Origin of the sequence: Amycolatopsis sp. DG1A-15b (assembly GCF_030285645.1) — a bacterium.
Taxonomy (GTDB): domain Bacteria; phylum Actinomycetota; class Actinomycetes; order Mycobacteriales; family Pseudonocardiaceae; genus Amycolatopsis.
On the sequence record NZ_CP127296.1, the window covers coordinates 632630 to 648458 of the forward strand.

A 15829-nucleotide genomic window follows, 5' to 3' on the forward strand; every position below is an offset into this window, starting at 1 on the left:
GCGGGCGTGACCGATGTCGACGACCTCCCGTTCCTCCGCAAGCAGGCCCGGACCCAGCGCTTCACCCTCGGCGCACCGAAGGAGTTCCGGGTCGCCCCGGACGGCTCCCGCGTGCTGTTCCTGCGCGCCGAGTCGGGCACCGACCCCCGGCACAGCCTCTGGTCGGCCGACCTGGCCACCGGCGCCGAGACGAAGCTCGTCGACGCCGCCGAGCTGCTGCCCGACGAGGAGGAGCTGCCCGCCGAAGAGCGCGCGCGGCGCGAACGGGCCCGCGAGACCGGCGGCGGCGTCGTCCACTACGGCGTCGACGCGGCCTTCACCGTCGCGGTGTTCTCCCTCTCGGGCAAGCTCTACACGCTGGACCTCGCTTCGGGCGAGGTGACGCTGCGCGTCGACGGCGCGGTCATCGACCCGCGGCCCAGCCCGGCCGGCACGCACGTCGCCTACGTCCAGAACCGGCGGCTGCACGTGCTGGAGCTGGCCACCGGCGACGACCGCGTGCTCGTCGAGGAGGAGGGCGAGGACATCGCCTGGGGCCTCGCCGAGTTCATCGCCGCCGAGGAGATGGACCGCACCCGCGGCTACTGGTGGGCCCCCGACGGCCGCAGCATCCTGGCCGAACGCTCCGACCGCGGCCCGGTCCCGCGCTGGACGATCGCCGACCCGGCCAACCCGCAGCACCCGGCCAACGTCGTCGCCTACCCGGCGGCGGGCACCACGAACGCCCTCGTTTCCCTGGCGGTGCTCGGCCTGGACGGCTCGCGCGTCGACGTTGCGCAGGGCGACTGGGAATACCTCGCCTCGGTGCACTGGTCGGCCGGCGGTGCGCCGCTGCTCGCCGTGCAGCCGCGCGACCAGAAGCGGATGGACGTGCTCGCCCTCGACGTCGCCGACGGCTCGACGTCGGTCGTGCACACCGCCACCGACCAGCACTGGATCGACATCGTCGGCGGCGTCCCGGCCTGGACGCCCGACGGCCGCCTGGTGGTCGAGGGCATGGTCGACGGCGACCACCGGCTGTTCGTCGGCGGCGAGGCCGTCACCCCGGCCGGGCTGCAGCTGCGGGCCGTGCTCGACGTCGGCGACGAGATCCTGTTCAGCGCGTCCGAGGCCGACCCGACCCAGATCCACGTCTTCCGGACCGAGGGCGCGTCGGTGCGTCGCCTGTCCACTGTGGACGGCGTGCACGTCGGCGCCGGGTCCGCCGCGATCACCGTGTTGTCGTCGTGGAGCCTGGAGCACAGCGGCCCGCGCGTCTCGGTGCTGAGGGACGGCGCGCCGGCCGCGTCGATCGAGTCGTCCACTGTGGACCCGGACATCGTGCCGAACCTGACCTGGCTGACGCTGGGCGAGCGCGGCCTGCGCGCGGCGCTGCTCCTGCCGCGCGGGTACGAGGCGAGCGAGGGCAAGCTGCCGGTGCTGCTCGACCCGTACGGCGGGCCGCACGCCCAGCGCGTCCTGCAGAGCCGCAACGCCTTCCTGACGTCGCAGTGGCTGGCCGACCAGGGCTTCGCGGTGCTCGTCGCGGACGGCCGCGGCACGCCCGGCCGCGGCGCGGTCTGGGAGCGCGAGATCGCCGGCCGGCTGGCCGACGTGACACTGCAGGACCAGGTCGACGCGCTGCGGGCCGCGGCGTCCCGGTTCCCGGAGCTGGACGTCGAGCGGGTCGCGATCCGCGGGTGGTCCTACGGCGGGTACCTGTCGGCGCTGGCGGTGCTGCGGCGGCCGGACGTCTTCCACGCGGCGGTCGCGGGCGCGCCGGTCACCGACTGGTCGCTGTACGACACGCACTACACCGAGCGGTACCTGGGGAAGCCGCAGGACGAGGCCGAGAGCTACGCCCACAACTCGCTGATCGAGAGCGCTGGCGAGCTGAGCCGCGCGCTGCTGATCGTGCACGGGCTGGCCGACGACAACGTGTTCGTCGCGCACGCGCTGCGGCTGTCGTCGGCGCTGCTGGCGAAGGGGCGGCCGCACGTCTTCCTGCCGCTGGCGGGCGCGACCCACATGACGCCGCAGGCCGAAGAGGTCGCGGAGAACCTGATGCGCACGCAGGTCGATTGGCTGCTGCGTGAACTGTCCGCCGTCGAGAAGGAGACTGCATGAGCCGCTGGGGCCTCACGATTCCGCTGACCGGGGTGCCGCTGACGGCGCACCGCGAACTGGTCGAGCAGCTGCCGGACCTGGGCTACACCGACGCGTGGACGGCCGAGACGGCGGGCACCGACGCGTTCACGCCGTTGGTGCTGGCCTCGCAGTGGGCACCCCAGCTGCGCCTCGGCACGGCGATCGTCCCGGTGTACACGCGCGGCCCGGGCCTGCTGGCGATGCAGGCGGCGACGGTGGCGGAGCTGGCCCCGGGCCGGTTCGTCCTCGGCATCGGCGCGTCGTCCCCGGTGATCGTCTCCCAGTGGAACGCGGCTTCCTTCGACGAGCCGTTCGCGCGCTCCCGGGACACACTGCGGTTCCTGCGCACGGCGCTGGCGGGCGAGAAGGTCAGCGAGAAGTACGAGACGTTCGCGGTGTCGAAGTTCCGCCTGGAGCGGCCTGCGGACCCGCCGCCGTCGATCATGCTGGCGGCCCTGCGCCCGGGCATGCTGCGGTTGGCGGCGCGCGAGGCGGACGGCGCGATCACGAACTGGCTGGCGGCTTCGGACGTGCCCAAGGTGCGTGCGGTCGTGGGCCCGGACGTCGAGCTGGCGGCCCGCATCTTCGTCTGCCCGACGGAGGACGCCGAGGCGGCGCGGGGACTGGGCCGGATGCTGATCTCGAGCTACCTGACGGTCCCGGTGTACGCGGCGTTCCACGAGTGGCTGGGTCGCGGCGAGGCACTGGCGCCGATGCACGAGGCGTGGGCGGCCGGCGATCGGCAGAAGGCGAACCAGGTGATCCCGGATTCGGTGGTGGACGAACTGGTGATCCACGGCAGCGTGGATTCGTGCCGCGAGCAGGTGCAGGCCTATGTGGACAACGGGCTGACGACGCCGATCATCGCCCTGCTGCCGACGGGGGAGGACCCCTTCGAGCAGGTGCGCGGGCTGGCGCCGCGCTGATATTGCGTTGCCTTCCTCCGGGGCCGGTGTTCCCTGGTCCCGGAGGAGGAACGGATGCGACGGAAGACACCACCGGAGAAGAAGCGGCTCAGCTATCTGAAGGACCGGCGCGACGGCTACGGCGAGAACGCCAAGTCGACGCGCAAGAACCTGCCGCGCAGCAAGACGTTCGCCCGCCGCGCGAACCGTGCGCGGGAAAGCCTCGCTCTGCGGGCCGCGACCGGTGCGCCCGACGAAGCCCGCGCCGAGGCGGCCGAGCTGCGGCTGCTGCGGAGCCGCCGCCGGGTGAAGCGCAAGTGGGCCGACGTCACCTTGGCCGAGTACGTCGAGCGGAAGCTCGAGCGCCGCGCGGGCCGCGGTTAAGCGAAGACGGCGGTCGCGAGGAGCAGCCCCAGCGCACCCGAAGCCAGGCCCGCGAGAACGGTGACGACCACGTTCAGCACCGCGTACAGCCGCGTCTTCTCCAGGAGGAGCCGGACGGTCTCGTAGCCGAACGTCGAGAACGTCGTCAGGCCGCCGCAGAAGCCCACCGCCAGCAGCGCTCGTACCGACGACGGCTCCGCGCCGTGCAGGAGCCAGCCGCTCAGGAAGCCCAGGATGAACGAGCCCACGATGTTCACCGTCAGCGTGCCGAACGGGAACGGCGAGTCGCGCCACTGCTGCACGCGGCGGTCCGTCAGGTAGCGCAGGATCGAGCCTGCCGCGCCGCCGAGGGCCACCAGGACGAGCGTCACTCCGTCCGCCCCCCGTGGCGGACCACCTCGACCTGGTCGAGCGTCACCAGCCCTTCGCCGATCAGCTCGTCCAGCTGGGGCAGGAACGCCCGCAGCTTGGCCTCTTCGTCGATGATCACGATCACCACCGGCAGGTCCTCCGACAGCGACAGGATCCGCGTCGTGTGGATCAGTGACGAAGCGCCGTAGCCCTCGACGCCGCGGAGCACCGAAGCGCCCGCGAGACCCGCGTTGCGGGCCCGGCGGACGATCTCGTGGTAGAGCGGCTTGTGGTGCCAGTGGTCGTCTTCGCCGAGGTAGATCGTGAGGCGGGTGTGCAGTCCGTCCATCAGCGTCCCTTCCGCACCGCGCGCGTCGCTGCCAGGCCGGCCGCGACCGCCGTCAGGCACAGCACCACCGACGCGGCCAGGTACGCCGAGGATCCCACGAGCCGCCCGGTCGTCGCGGCGTCGAGGGTGTCGGTCACGAACGTGGAGAACGTCGTGAAGCCGCCGAGGATCCCGACGCCGAGGAACGGCCGGAGCAGGTGGTGGGGGCGCGCGGTGGTCGTCAGGACCGCCATCAGGACGCCGATGAGCAGGCAGCCGAGCACGTTGGTGAGCAGCGTGGCGACGGCGAACTCGCCGCGCGCGTGCGGGATCGCCACCGACAGGCCGTAGCGGGCGAGACTGCCCAGCGCGCCGCCGGCGCCGATGGCCAGCAGGACGTCCCACCGGGGCACGCTGATCACCTCCTCGCGGTGAACCTACTCCCGATGGCCGACGCGTCACCGCCACCCGGTCGAGCATGCTGGACGGGGATGACAGGCAGCCGTCGGTCGCCGTACTGTTGCGCAGCGTAGGCAAGGCAACCCTAAGGAAGGCGGGCACATGCGGGCAGACGGGCTGGCCGGAGGCCACGGCGGCGCGGACCGGCTCGGCGAGCTGATCCCGGTGGCCCTGCGCGGAATGGCGGCCGGCGTGGCCGAGCGCGGCGGCCCGGTCCCGGCGGGCGGCCCGGCCGCGGTGGCGGCGGCGCTGGTGGCGGAGCGTGGCGAGCCGGGACCGGTGGCGGCGGGGGACAGCGAACCCGGTGGGCCGGAGGCTGTCCCGGCCGACGCGGCTCTCGCCGAGGTGGGGCGCGCGGGGTTTGCGCCCGCTGCCGGGCCGGACGCGGAGCCCGCCGGGCTGCACCGGGCCGCACCCGCCACGGCTGCCGGGCGTGGTGGCCGGGCGCCCGCTGCCGCGATACCGGCGGGCGAGCCCGCCGGTCGCTCCGCACCGGCCGGCCGGGAGGCCGCCGGAAGCGGTGCCCTGCCCCGGCGCGGTGTCGGTGCCGAAGCCGCGCTCGAACAGCTCAGCCGGCTCCTCGCCGCCGGGTCCGCGGATCCCGGCGATCCCGCCTGCGCCGCCCACCTGCACTGCCCGCCCCTCGCCGTGTCCGTGGCCGCCGATGTCGTCGCGAGCGCGCTCAACCCCTCCATGGACTCATGGGACCAAGCGCCCGTCGCCAGCGAACTCGAACGCGAATTCACCGCCGGGATCGCCCGGCTCTGCTACCCCGACGCGTCTCACCCCGACGCCGTCGTGACCACCGGCGGGACCGAATCCAACCTCCTTGGCCTGCTCCTCGCCCGCGAAAACGGCATCGTCCAGCCCGTCTGCGGGGCCAACGCCCACCACAGCGTCGCCCGCGCCGCCTGGCTGCTCGGCCTGCCCGCCCCGATCGTCGTCCCGTGCGAAGGTGACCGGATGCTCCCGGACGCCCTCGCCGCCGTCCTCACCCCCGGCTGCGTCGTCGTCGCGACCGCCGGGACCACCAACACCGGCACCCTCGACCCGCTGCCCGAGATCGCCGGAATCTGCCGCCGGCACGAGGCCCGGCTGCACGTCGACGCGGCCTACGGCGGCATGGCGCTGTGCAGCGAACCGCTCAAGGCCAAACTCGACGGGCTCGACCTCGCCGACTCCGTCGCGCTCGACCTGCACAAGTTCGGCTGGCAACCGGTCGCCGCGGGGCTCTTCGCCGCCCGCGAAGCCGCCGACCTCGGCGCGCTCACCGTCCGCGCCGAGTACCTCAACGCCGACGACGACACCGAAGCCGGCCTGCCGGACCTGCTCGGCCGCTCCATCCGGACGTCCCGGCGGCCGGACGCCTTCCGGATGGCCGTCACCGTCCACGCGCTCGGCACCGACGGCCTCGGCGCGCTCGTCGAACGCTGCTGCGCCACCGCCACCGAGCTCGCCCGGCGCGTCGAGGACCACCCGGGCCTGCGGCTCTGGGGGCCGCCCGAACTGTCCACCGTGGTCCTGCGGCCGGTCGTCGCCGACGAGGCGGGCGGCGACGAGCTCGTCGCGCGCGTCCGCCGCGCGCTCCTCGAAGCGGGCACCGCCGTCATCGGCCGGGCCGCGCTGCCGACCGGGCCCGGCGGCGCGAACCAGCTGTGGCTCAAGCTGACGCTGCTGCACCCGCACGCCACCGCCGGCGACTACCTCCCGTTGCTCGACCGGATCGCCGCCACGGCCGGCGCCGAGCTCGTGGCCGGCCGGGAAAGCCCGGTCGCTTCGTGAGGCGCCACCACCTCGCCGGCGTCGGGATCGGGCCGTTCAACCTCTCCCTCGCGGCGCTGGCCGCCGGAGTCGACGGCCTCGACGCGGTCTTCTTCGACGCCCGCCCGGAGTTCCGCTGGCACCCCGGCCTGCTCGTCGAGGGCGCGACGCTGCAGGTGCCGTTCCTGGCCGACCTGGTCACACTGGTCGATCCCACGAACCCGTTCTCCTTCCTCAACTACCTGCGCGACCGCGGGCGGCTGCTGCCGTTCTACTTCGCCGAGCGGTTCCACCCGCCGCGCGTGGAGTACGACGACTACGGCCGCTGGGCCGCCGCGCGGCTGCCGTCGTGCCGCTTCGGGCACGAAGTGACCGGGATCCGCTGGGCCGGCGACGCCTTCGAACTCACGATCGCCGGGGCCGAGCCCGTCCTCGCGGACCACGTCGTGCTCGGCGTCGGCTCGGTGCCGTCGGTGCCGGAACCGCTGCGGGACCTCGTCGCCGATCCCGGCGTCCTGGCGCTGCATTCGGCCGATTACCTGACGCACCGGGAGGAACTCCTCGCGGCCGGCAGCGTCACGGTCGTCGGTTCCGGGCAGTCGGGGGCCGAAGTCGTGCTCGACCTGCTGCGGAGCCGATCCACTGTGGACGGGTTGCGCTGGCTGGCCCGGACGCCCGCGTTCGCGCCGATGGAGTATTCGAAGCTCGGGCTCGAGCAGTTCACGCCGGACTACACCGCGTACTTCCACCGACTGCCCGAAGCGGTCCGCGACCGGCTGCTGCCCACGCAGTGGCAGCTTTACAAGGGCATCGACACCGAAACGATCGCCGCGATCCACGACGAGCTCTACCGCCGCAGCATCACCGGGCCACCCGGGGCCGTGCTGACCCCCGGCGTCGAAGTCGTCTCCGCGTCCACAGCGGACGAAGCGATCGAACTCGGCGTCCGGCACGTCCAGCAGGGCCGCGGGGCCACCCTGCGCACCGACGCCGTCGTCGCGGCCACCGGGTACGCGGAGGCGCCGACCGGGCCGCTGCTGGCCGGGCTCGGCGACGCCGTCCGCCGCGACCGGCGGGGCCGCCTGGAAGTCGGCGCGGACTACCGCGTCGCGCTCGACGTGCCCGGGTCGCTGTTCGTGCAGAACGCCGAACGGCACACGCACGGGCCCGGTGCCCCCGACCTCGGTCTCGGCGCGTGGCGGGCGGCCGTGATCCTCAACGCCGTGTGCGGCAAGTCCGTGCACGAGCTGCCCGACCGCACCGCGTTCACCACGTTCGGCCTGGAGGACAAGTGACCCTGGATGAGGCGGCCGCCTGGCGCGCGGCCGGCGCCCTGATCACGCACAAGATGCTCGGCGAACTGTCCTACGAGCACATGCTGGAGCCGGTCGCCGACGGCGAGGAGTACCGGCTGGAGCTGCCCGGCGCCGGCTACACGTTCCGGGCCCGCCGCGGCGCCTTCGACGCCTGGACGGTCGAACCGGGCAGCGCCCGCCGGTCCGGCGAACCGGTCACCGACCCGCGCACGCTCGTCGTGGATGCCCGCGAAGTCCTGGGCCTGACCGGGCTGCGGCTGGCCGACGTGCTCGCGGAGCTGACCTCGACGGTCGCCAACGAGGCCGCCCGGCTGCGGCGCGCCCCGACCGCGGCCGAGCTGTCCACGATGGATTACAACGTCGCGGACGGGCACCTCACCGGCCACCCGCGGCTCGTGCTCAACAAGGGCCGCGTCGGGTTCTCCGCGCGCGACCGGGCCCGGTACGCCCCCGAGTCGGGCGAGGACCTCCGGTTGCGCTGGTTCGCCGTGCACCCGGACCACGCCGAATTCCGCTGCGTCGACGGGTTGAGCCGGGACGCGCTGCTGGCCGCCGAACTCGGCGAACTGCGCGAGGAGTTCGCCGCGAAGGCGCCCGGGGACTACGTCTGGGTGCCCGTGCACCCGTGGCAGGCCGACGAAATCCTCGGCACGCTGTACGCCGCCGAGCTCGCCACCGGCGTGGTGATCGACCTCGGGGAGAGCGCCGACGCCTACCGCCCGCACCAGACGGTCCGGACGCTGGCGAACGTCGGCACGCCCGGCCGCCACGACGTCAAGACCGCCGTGTCCGTGCGGAACACGCTCGTCTACCGCGGGCTCAACTCCGCGGCCACGCTCGCCGGGCCGTCGGTGACGACGTGGCTGCGCCGGATCAGCGCGGCCGACCCGCTGCTGACGGAGAAGTACCGGTTCGGGCTGCTGGGCGAAGTCGCGAGCGTGTCGGTGCAGCACCCGCTGTTCGGGCACCTCGAAGAGCTGCCGTACCGGTTCCACGAAACCCTGGGCGCGCTGTGGCGCGAGCCCATCCGGCTCGCGGCGGGGGAGCGCGCGATTTCGTTCGCCGCCTTGCCGTACCGCGGCCCCGACGGCGTCTCGGTGCTGGCGCACCTGATCGGCGGCCGGGACCCGGAAGCGTGGCTGGCCCGTCTTTTCGACCTGGTGCTCACGCCGTTGCTGCAGTGGCTGCTGCGCCACGGCGTCGGGTTCTGCCCGCACGGCCAGAACCTCGTCCTGGTGGTCGACGACGCCGGGCTGCCGCAGCGGGTGCTGATCAAGGACTTCGCCCAGGGTGTCGACCTGCTCGACGAGCAGCTGGACAGCTACGAGTCGCTGCCGCCCGAGGCGGCGGCGGACATGCTGCGCTGGCCCGCGCACCTGCTGGCCCAGTCGCTGTTCAGCTCGGTGCTCTCCGGCCAGTTCCGGTTCTGGGCCGAGGTCCTGCTCGACGAGCTCGGCCTGCCGCGGGCGGCGTTCTGGGCGCCGGTCCGGGAGATCGCCGTCCGCTACCGGGACGAGAACCCGGACGTGGCCGCGCGCTTCGACGCGTGCCGCCTGTTCGCGCCGGACGTCGAGCGCGTGACGCTCAACCGGGAGCACTTCGCCGGGCAGGGCTTCGACAAGGTGGAGCGCGACGACGAATTCGACGTCCGCTGGGGCCGGGTGCCGAACCCGCTGCACGCCCCGGATCCGGGCGGCGCCTGGTGACGGCGTTCGCGCGGCCGGCGGGTCCGCGGTCACTGGCCGTCCGGCGCGCGGCGGCCACCGCGGGGGAGGCGGTGCTGCGCGGCGTGCTCGCCGAGGACGGCGCCCGGCTGCTCCTCTTGGTGCCCGACCCGCACGCCCGGTTCGCCGCGGTGGAGCTCGGCGCGCCGTTCGCCGCTTCGGTGCTCGAAGACGGCTACGGCATCTGCAGCTACGTTTTCGCGTGGACGCCGTCGCGCGATCCGCTGCCGGCGGCCGGCGTGCTGGGCGGGTACCTCGAAGGCTTCGGCGACGTGCGGGTGCGGCCGGACGCGGCTTCGGCGATCCCGCTGGGTGACCGGATGTGGGCGGTCGTGGGCGACGCCGAGTGGCCGTCGGGAGCCGTCGCGGAACTGGCGCCGCGCGAGGTGCTGCGCGGGCAGCTCGCGGCGTTGGAGGGGCTGGGGCTGGTGCCGTCGGTGGGGATCGAGCACGAGGTCGTGTTCCGGGACTCGCTCGGGGTACCGCTCACGGCACACGGCGTCGACTACGCCCTCGGCGGCACCGAACGGCTCGCGCCGCTGCTGCGTGACCTGCGGACGGACCTGGCCGACGCCGGGCTCGGCGTCGAGTCGGCGCGGGCCGAGTGCCACCCGGGGCAGTACGAGATCGTGCTGCGGCACCGCGATGCTCTGGCGGCCTGTGATGATGTTCTGCTGCAGCAGCTGGTCGTGCGGCGGGCGGCCGCGCGCCATGGTGTCACCGCGGACTACCTGGCGGCGCCTGAGCCGGGGCAGGGGAATTCCGGGCACGTGCACCTGTCTCTGTCCACTGTGGATGGCTCTGCGCCGGACCTGCTGGGTGGGTTCCTGGCCGGGGTGCTGCGCGACGCGCGGGCGTTGACGGCGGTGTGGGCGCCGACGTGGAACTCGTATGTCCGGCTGCGGACAGCGCCGTTCTCGCCGCGGGAGGTTCGGTGGGGGCATGATGACCGGACCGCTTCGGTGCGCGTTGCCGGGCCTTCGTCGAGTCCTCGCCTGGAGTTCCGCTTTGCCGGTGCGGACGCTCAGCCGCATCTTGTGGTCGCCGCGCTTTTGGCGGCTGGGCGGTTCGGGTTGGAGGAGGGGCTGAGGTCTCCGGAGGCGGGAGTTGCTGTCGGTTCGCTCGCTGCGTCGCCGTGGGAGGCGTTGTCGCTGCTGGAGCGGGTGGGGGAGCTGCTGGGTGCTGATGTCGCCGCGCAGCTCGGGGCGTTGCTGACCGAGGAGATCGAGTCCGGTTTGGACGTGGTCACCGACTGGCAGCGGCGCCGCGGCGCCCTCCGTTCGTGATTCGCCCACCGCGGTGGCCGTAACGACGGTTTTCTCGAGGGCGACTCCTGCGGGCGTACCGCGCTGACGGACCGCTGGGAGCCGCGTTGCCGAAAGAAGGCTTGTTCACCAGGATCGGGGCCATCGCCGCAGTCGTCGCCCTGGTGCCGGCCTACCTGGCCGTCGCGGGTGACAAGGACTGGTGGCCGTGCTCGCCGCCCGTTGCGGGCGTGGCGCGGCCGGCCGCCTCCGGCGCCGCACCCGGTGGACCGGCTCGGTCCGCCCCGGCTCCGGAGGACTCCGCGACCGAGCTGGCCGGCTTTGTCGTCGGGTACTACCGCTCGATGCCGGATACCACGGCGGGGTGGCCGCTGATCGGGCCGAACCTGCGTGGCCGCGGGCGGGCGAGCGGTGGTTGAACGGCACGTGCTCACGGTGATCCACTATGACGGTGGGCTTCGCATCGATGCCGATGAATACCTTGGGCGGGGATGATGGTTGTCCCGAAGAGCCTTTGTTTCCGGCACCTTGAATGGCTTTCTGGTTTCCGCCACCCCGAAGCCTGATTGTGACTACGGCCGGCGACGCCGTGTCAAGGCGGGAAAACGTGCCTTGACACGGCGTCGCCGGCCGTGTTCTGGCTTCGGATCGGGGTTGCGGGGGGCCTGGGTGCCGTGTGGCCTGGCCGCGCTGTCAGCCCCGGTTCTACGCCGGGCGGATGTTCTGGTTGACGTGGAAGACGTTCTCCGGGTCGTACCTCCGCTTCACCGCGGCCAGCCGGTCGTAGTTGCCCCCGTACGATGAGCGGACGCGGTCCTGGCCTTCCTCCATCATGAAGTTGACGTACGCCCCGCCCGCTGACGTCGGGTGCAGCTCCTCCCAGTAGTCGCGGGTCCACTGCGAGATGGCTTCCGCCTTCTCCGGTGCGGGGTCGACGCCCACGATCACGCCCGACCAGCCGCCCGAGCGGTGGGGGAACGCCGTCGCGTCCGGGGCGACCCGGCTCGCCGCGCCGTCGATCGGGTACAGGTGCATCGACGAATGCATCGTCGGGAGGTCCGCGCCGTGCTCGAGGTGGATGGCGATCGCCTCGTCGGAGATCTCGTGGAACACGTCCGCGCGCCAGTACCACTGCAAGCCGGCCGGGTACAGCGCGTCGAACGCTCCCTGCAACGCCGTGTACGGCATGTCCTGCAAGCCGACCAGCAGCGGCGAGCCGAACGAGCGGACCGGCGCCAGCACTTCCTCCGCCTTGTCGTGCGAGCCCGTGTAGCACCAGATGATGCCGCACGCCTTGCGGCCCCACAGCTGCTCCGGGAACGGCGGTGCGGGCGGTACGGTCAGCAGGCCGAACCAGCCGTTCAGCTCCTCGGGCAGCGACGGCAGCAGCTCGCGGTACCAGCGCAGCACGTCCGGGGTGTCGGCCAGGTCGTACAGCACCGGGCCGCCGATGACCACGCCGTGCTCGCCGATGTCGTGGCATCGGAAGGTGAACGACGTGACGACGCCGAAGTTGCCGCCGCCGCCGCGCAGGGCCCAGAACAGGTCGGCGTGCTCGGACTCCGACGCGTGCACGAAGGTGCCGTCGGCGAGGACGACGTCCGCGCCGAGCAGGTTGTCCACCGTCAGGCCGAAGCGGCGGGCCAGGTAGCCGATGCCGCCGCCGAGGGTCAGGCCCGCGACGCCGGTGGACGCGACGATGCCCGACGGCGTCGCCATGCCGAACGCGACCGTGGCGTGGTCGACGTCGCCCCAGGTGCAGCCGGCGTCGGCGCGGACGGTGTGGTGCACGGGGTCGACAGTGGTGCTGCGCAGCCGCGACAGGTCGATGACGAGCGCGCCGTCGGCGACGCCGAGGCCGCCCGCGTTGTGGCCCCCGCCGCGCACGGCGAGGTCCAGGCCCCGGGCGCGCCCGTAGCGGACGCACGCCACGACGTCGGCGGCGTCCCGGCAGTAGGCGATCGCCGCGGGCCGTTTGTCGATCATGGCGTTGTAGACGGCGCGGGCCTGGTCGTAGCCGGGGTCGGCCGGCGTGACGAGGTCCCCGCGCAGCGCGGCGGCCAGTTCCTCGTGCGGCAAGGCGGTGGTGGTCATGGTGGCCCCTCTCGGATTTGCGGTACCGGAGGGAACGTAGGCAGCCGCCGTTCGCGCAGCGTTCGGTTCGTTCGCCCCGGTCAGGCCAGGTCCGCCTCCGCCCGCCGCCGCAGGGCGGTGCTGCCCTGGGTGCGGGCCAGCTCCGCGGCCGCCCGCAGCCGGGGGACCGGGTCGGTGTCGTGCGCCGCCCGCAGCCGCAGGACCTCCGGCAGCCACCAGCGGTCGTCGCGGGCTTCACCGGCCGCCAGCGCCGCGTCCAGCGTCGCGCGGGCCGCCTCCGGGGCCGACAGCTCGGCGACCAGCGAAAGCCAGTACGGCATCCGGGCGAACGCCCCCTCCGCCTTGAGGTTCGCGACCCCCTCCTGCGCCGCGGCCAGCCCGGCCGCGCCGCCGCGGGCCCAGCCGCCCAGTACCAGCGCCCACTCGCGGTAGTACGCGAAGCCGTACCGGTCGCACAGCGTCGTCAGCTCGGCCACCGCCGTCCCGAGTGCCCGGCGGTCGCGGCGCATCTGGTGGGTGATCCCGGCGTACGCCAGCGCGATGGCCAGGCTGTACGGGTGGTCGATCCGGCGGGCGAGGGCGATCGCCACGCCACCGCCGTGTCCTCGTGCCCGAGCAGCCAGTGGGCGTGGGCCGCCCAGGCCGGTCCGTGGACGTCCGGGCGGGTGCCGATCGGCCACGACGACGCGCCGCGCGTGCGTTCGGCGCCCAGGTCGAAGTGCCGCAGCGCCTCGGCCGGGTCGTGCCCGAGGCTCAAAGACGAACCCGCGACGATGAAGTGCGCCGAGCCGCCCTGCGCCGCGCTGGTGCCCGGCGCGAGGAGCCCGAGGGCGCGTTCGGCCGCCTCGTACGCCTGGACCGTCCGGCCCTGGACGAACCGTGACGACCACAGCTCCAGCAGCGCGGTGAGCGTGGCCTCCTCGTCGCCCAGCGCTTCGGCGAGCGCGAGCGAACGCTCCAGGGTGCGCTGCAGTTCGGGGGACGAGTAGCCCTGGTGGGCGTTGAGGGGACCGGCGAGCGCTTCGAGGACGGCCAGCTCGTCCCGGTCGCGGTTGCCGCTCGCCGGGCGGGCGCGGACGAGGTCCAGCGCTTCCCGCAGCAGCCGGATCGCTTCGGCGTGGGCGAACGTGCTCGCGGCGACGGCGGCTGCCCGCCGGTAGTGGGCGACGGCGCGGTCCGGGCGGCCGCCGCGGGCGTACTGCTCGGCCAGCTGCGCCGCCACGGCGTCGGTGTCCCCGGCGTGCAGCAGCTCCAGGCCCTGGGCCAGCCGCCGGTGCAGCAGCCACCGCCGTGGCGGGCTGACCTGCTGGTAGGCGGTCTCGCGCAGCAGGTCGTGGGTGAAGTCGTAGCCGCCGCCGAACTCGCGCACGATCCGGCGGCGCCACAGCTCGTCCACGGCGTCGACGACGGTGTCCGCGTCGAGGTCGCTCGCCTCGGTGAGCAGCTCGAGGGTGACGTCCCGGCCGGCCGCGGCGGCGAGCCCGGCGATCTCGCGCGCGGCCGGGCCAGGTTGCTCCAGCCGCGTCCGCAGCACCGCGGCCAGCCCCTCGGCGGGCGGGGAATCGTGCGCCCGCAAGGCTTCGACGACGTAGAGCGGGTAGCCGCCGGTGGCCGCGTGCAGCAGGTCGCGGTCCGAAGTGGACAGTGGACGCCCAGCCACCGCTTCGCCGAGACGGGCCGTGCCGGCGGCGTCGAACGGGCGCAGCGGCAGCTCGGTCAGCCTGCCGTCGTCGCGCAGCTGGGCCGTCCAGGCCGCGCCGCCCGGGCCGGGGTCGCCGTCGCGCAGGGTCGCGGCGACCAGCAGCGGCGCGTCCGGCAGCAGGCCGAGGCAGAAGGTGAGGAACGCGCCCGTCTCCTCGTCGCACCACTGCGCGTTGTCGAGCACCAGCAGGACGGGCCGCCCGCCGGCGGTGAGCGCCCGGGCCAGTCCCTCGAAGAACCGCAGGCGCTGCCAGGCTTCGACGGCCACGTGCCCACCGCCGGCCGTCCGGGTGGCCGGCAGCAGCCGGTCGACCTCGGCGCGCCACACCGGGTCGAGCGACGCCGCCGCCTTCTGCACGGCCGGGGTGCGCAGCCAGTCGGCCACCGGCGCCAGCGGGAGCCGGCCCGGCGTGCCGAAGCACCGGCCGGCCGCCACGACCGCGCCCTCGGCTCGGGCCTGCCCGGCCAGTTCGCTCACCAGCCGGGTCTTGCCGACCCCGGCGTCACCGCGCACCAGGACGACCCCGGCGCGGCCCGCCGCGGCCGTCCGCCAGAGCTCGCCGAGGCGGGCCAGCTCCGCGGCGCGGCCGACGAGCCCGGGTGCGGCCGGCCGCCGGGGCTCGGGGTCCGGCCGGGCCAGCAGCCGCCGCAGCGCCGCGCGGGTCGGCTCGGCCGGGACGACGCCGAGCTCGCGTTCGAGCACCGACGCGCACCGGTGGTAGGTGCTCACCGCGCCCGCCCGGTCCCCGGCCTCGGCCTGCAGCCCCATCAGCGTCCGGTAACCCGTCTCTTCGAGGGGGCGCAGCGCGATCCGGCGGCGGGCCGTGGCGAGCGCCGTGGCGGGGTCGCCCGACGGCGTCCGGCCGATCAGGTCGCACAGTTCGACGCACTGGCGTTCGAGCTCGGCGCGGGCGGCCAGGACCCAGTCGTCGGTCAGGCCGGGCAGCAGTTCGCCGCGGTAGGCCGCGAGCGCGGCCCGGGCGTGGGCGACGGCTTCACCGGGGTCGACGGCGGCCAGCGCGGCCCGGTGGGCGACGGCGAACTCCCGGACGTCCACGCGGCTCGGCGGCGAGTCCCGCCAGCACAGGTCCTGCCCGGTGACGGTCAGCGAGGGCGGGTCGCCGAGCACGCGGCGCAGTTGGTGCAGCTCGCGGCGGAGGTTGGTCAATGCCTGAGCGTCGGTGGAGTCGGGCCAGAACAGCCCGGCCAGCAGCCGCCGGGGTTGCGCACGGCCGGCGTGCAGGACGAGGTGGGCCACGAGCGCGACCGACCGCGGCGACCGCGTCAGCACGGCGCCGGACTCGTCGTCGGCGATCACCTGCTCGCCCAGCAGCGCGACGCGCAGCACCCGGACACGCTAGCCCCTCGGCGGGGCCGTGCGCGGATCTTCACCGGTGGGGGGTTGCGCCCGGAC

Annotated in this window: 13 protein-coding genes; 8 read left to right on the forward strand and 5 right to left on the reverse strand. The window is 74.2% G+C overall.

What is annotated here, in order from left to right; genetic code table 11:
• Nucleotides 1–6 precede the first annotated feature (6 nt).
• The 3 genes from QRY02_RS02965 to QRY02_RS02975 are packed head-to-tail and all read left to right on the forward strand — an operon-like array spanning nucleotide 7 to nucleotide 3416.
• Nucleotides 7–2106, forward strand: coding sequence for a S9 family peptidase (locus QRY02_RS02965; protein WP_285989947.1), 2100 nt, complete (start codon nucleotides 7–9; stop codon nucleotides 2104–2106).
• Nucleotides 2103–3053 carry an LLM class F420-dependent oxidoreductase gene (locus tag QRY02_RS02970; protein WP_285989948.1) on the forward strand — a complete coding sequence of 317 codons (951 nt, stop codon included), beginning with the start codon at nucleotides 2103–2105 and terminating at the stop codon, nucleotides 3051–3053. Before QRY02_RS02965 ends, QRY02_RS02970 begins: the two co-directional genes overlap by 4 nt.
• Nucleotides 3054–3107: 54 nt before the next feature.
• The gene (locus QRY02_RS02975) at nucleotides 3108–3416 is read left to right on the forward strand and encodes a hypothetical protein (protein ID WP_285989949.1); all 309 of its coding nucleotides are present in this window, start codon (nucleotides 3108–3110) and stop codon (nucleotides 3414–3416) included.
• Here the strand turns inward: QRY02_RS02975 and crcB are convergent.
• The 3 genes from crcB to QRY02_RS02990 are packed head-to-tail and all read right to left on the reverse strand — an operon-like array spanning nucleotide 3413 to nucleotide 4517.
• On the reverse strand, nucleotides 3413–3787 hold the full coding sequence (crcB, locus tag QRY02_RS02980; RefSeq protein WP_285989950.1) for a fluoride efflux transporter CrcB: 375 nt from the start codon (nucleotides 3785–3787) through the stop codon (nucleotides 3413–3415). The two genes, QRY02_RS02975 and crcB, sit on opposite strands and share 4 nt — an antisense overlap.
• Nucleotides 3784–4116 (reverse strand): DUF190 domain-containing protein, encoded by a 333-nt coding sequence (locus QRY02_RS02985; protein WP_285989951.1) that lies wholly within the window; start codon nucleotides 4114–4116, stop codon nucleotides 3784–3786. Before QRY02_RS02985 ends, crcB begins: the two co-directional genes overlap by 4 nt.
• The gene (locus tag QRY02_RS02990) at nucleotides 4116–4517 is read right to left on the reverse strand and encodes a fluoride efflux transporter FluC (RefSeq protein ID WP_285989952.1); all 402 of its coding nucleotides are present in this window, start codon (nucleotides 4515–4517) and stop codon (nucleotides 4116–4118) included. Before QRY02_RS02990 ends, QRY02_RS02985 begins: the two co-directional genes overlap by 1 nt.
• Before the next feature lie 139 nt (nucleotides 4518–4656).
• Between QRY02_RS02990 and QRY02_RS02995 the strand changes: the two genes are divergently transcribed.
• From QRY02_RS02995 to QRY02_RS03015, 5 genes are all read left to right on the forward strand, one after another.
• Entirely contained in the window at nucleotides 4657–6336 is a 1680-nt protein-coding gene (locus QRY02_RS02995) for a pyridoxal phosphate-dependent decarboxylase family protein (RefSeq protein WP_285989953.1), read from the forward strand.
• Nucleotides 6333–7610: a lysine N(6)-hydroxylase/L-ornithine N(5)-oxygenase family protein gene (locus tag QRY02_RS03000; protein WP_285989954.1), complete on the forward strand. Its 1278-nt coding sequence runs from the start codon at nucleotides 6333–6335 to the stop codon at nucleotides 7608–7610. Before QRY02_RS02995 ends, QRY02_RS03000 begins: the two co-directional genes overlap by 4 nt.
• Nucleotides 7607–9337, forward strand: coding sequence for an IucA/IucC family protein (locus tag QRY02_RS03005; protein ID WP_285989955.1), 1731 nt, complete (start codon nucleotides 7607–7609; stop codon nucleotides 9335–9337). The genes QRY02_RS03000 and QRY02_RS03005 overlap by 4 nt, the downstream gene beginning before the upstream one ends.
• Nucleotides 9334–10641: a type I glutamate--ammonia ligase gene (locus QRY02_RS03010; RefSeq protein ID WP_285989956.1), complete on the forward strand. Its 1308-nt coding sequence runs from the start codon at nucleotides 9334–9336 to the stop codon at nucleotides 10639–10641. Before QRY02_RS03005 ends, QRY02_RS03010 begins: the two co-directional genes overlap by 4 nt.
• 101 nt (nucleotides 10642–10742) lie before the next feature.
• Complete coding sequence (locus QRY02_RS03015) at nucleotides 10743–11039, forward strand: hypothetical protein (protein WP_285989957.1); 297 nt, start codon at nucleotides 10743–10745, stop codon at nucleotides 11037–11039.
• A gap of 286 nt (nucleotides 11040–11325) precedes the next feature.
• Here QRY02_RS03015 and QRY02_RS03020 read toward each other — a convergent pair whose 3' ends face one another.
• Both QRY02_RS03020 and QRY02_RS03025 read right to left on the reverse strand, forming a co-directional pair.
• The gene (locus QRY02_RS03020; RefSeq protein WP_285989958.1) at nucleotides 11326–12714 is read right to left on the reverse strand and encodes an FAD-binding oxidoreductase; all 1389 of its coding nucleotides are present in this window, start codon (nucleotides 12712–12714) and stop codon (nucleotides 11326–11328) included.
• Nucleotides 12715–13177: 463 nt separating this feature from the next.
• Nucleotides 13178–15763, reverse strand: coding sequence for an ATP-binding protein (locus QRY02_RS03025; protein WP_285989959.1), 2586 nt, complete (start codon nucleotides 15761–15763; stop codon nucleotides 13178–13180).
• Nucleotides 15764–15829 lie beyond the last annotated feature (66 nt).

Coding starts and splice junctions, on each gene's coding strand:
- QRY02_RS02995 (WP_285989953.1), top strand. CDS start 4,657: ATGCGGGCAGACGGGCTGGCCGGAGGCCACGGCGGCGCGGACCGGCTC.
- QRY02_RS02970 (WP_285989948.1), top strand. CDS start 2,103: ATGAGCCGCTGGGGCCTCACGATTCCGCTGACCGGGGTGCCGCTGACG.
- QRY02_RS02975 (WP_285989949.1), top strand. CDS start 3,108: ATGCGACGGAAGACACCACCGGAGAAGAAGCGGCTCAGCTATCTGAAG.
- QRY02_RS02985 (WP_285989951.1), bottom strand. CDS start 4,116: ATGGACGGACTGCACACCCGCCTCACGATCTACCTCGGCGAAGACGAC.
- QRY02_RS03020 (WP_285989958.1), bottom strand. CDS start 12,714: ATGACCACCACCGCCTTGCCGCACGAGGAACTGGCCGCCGCGCTGCGC.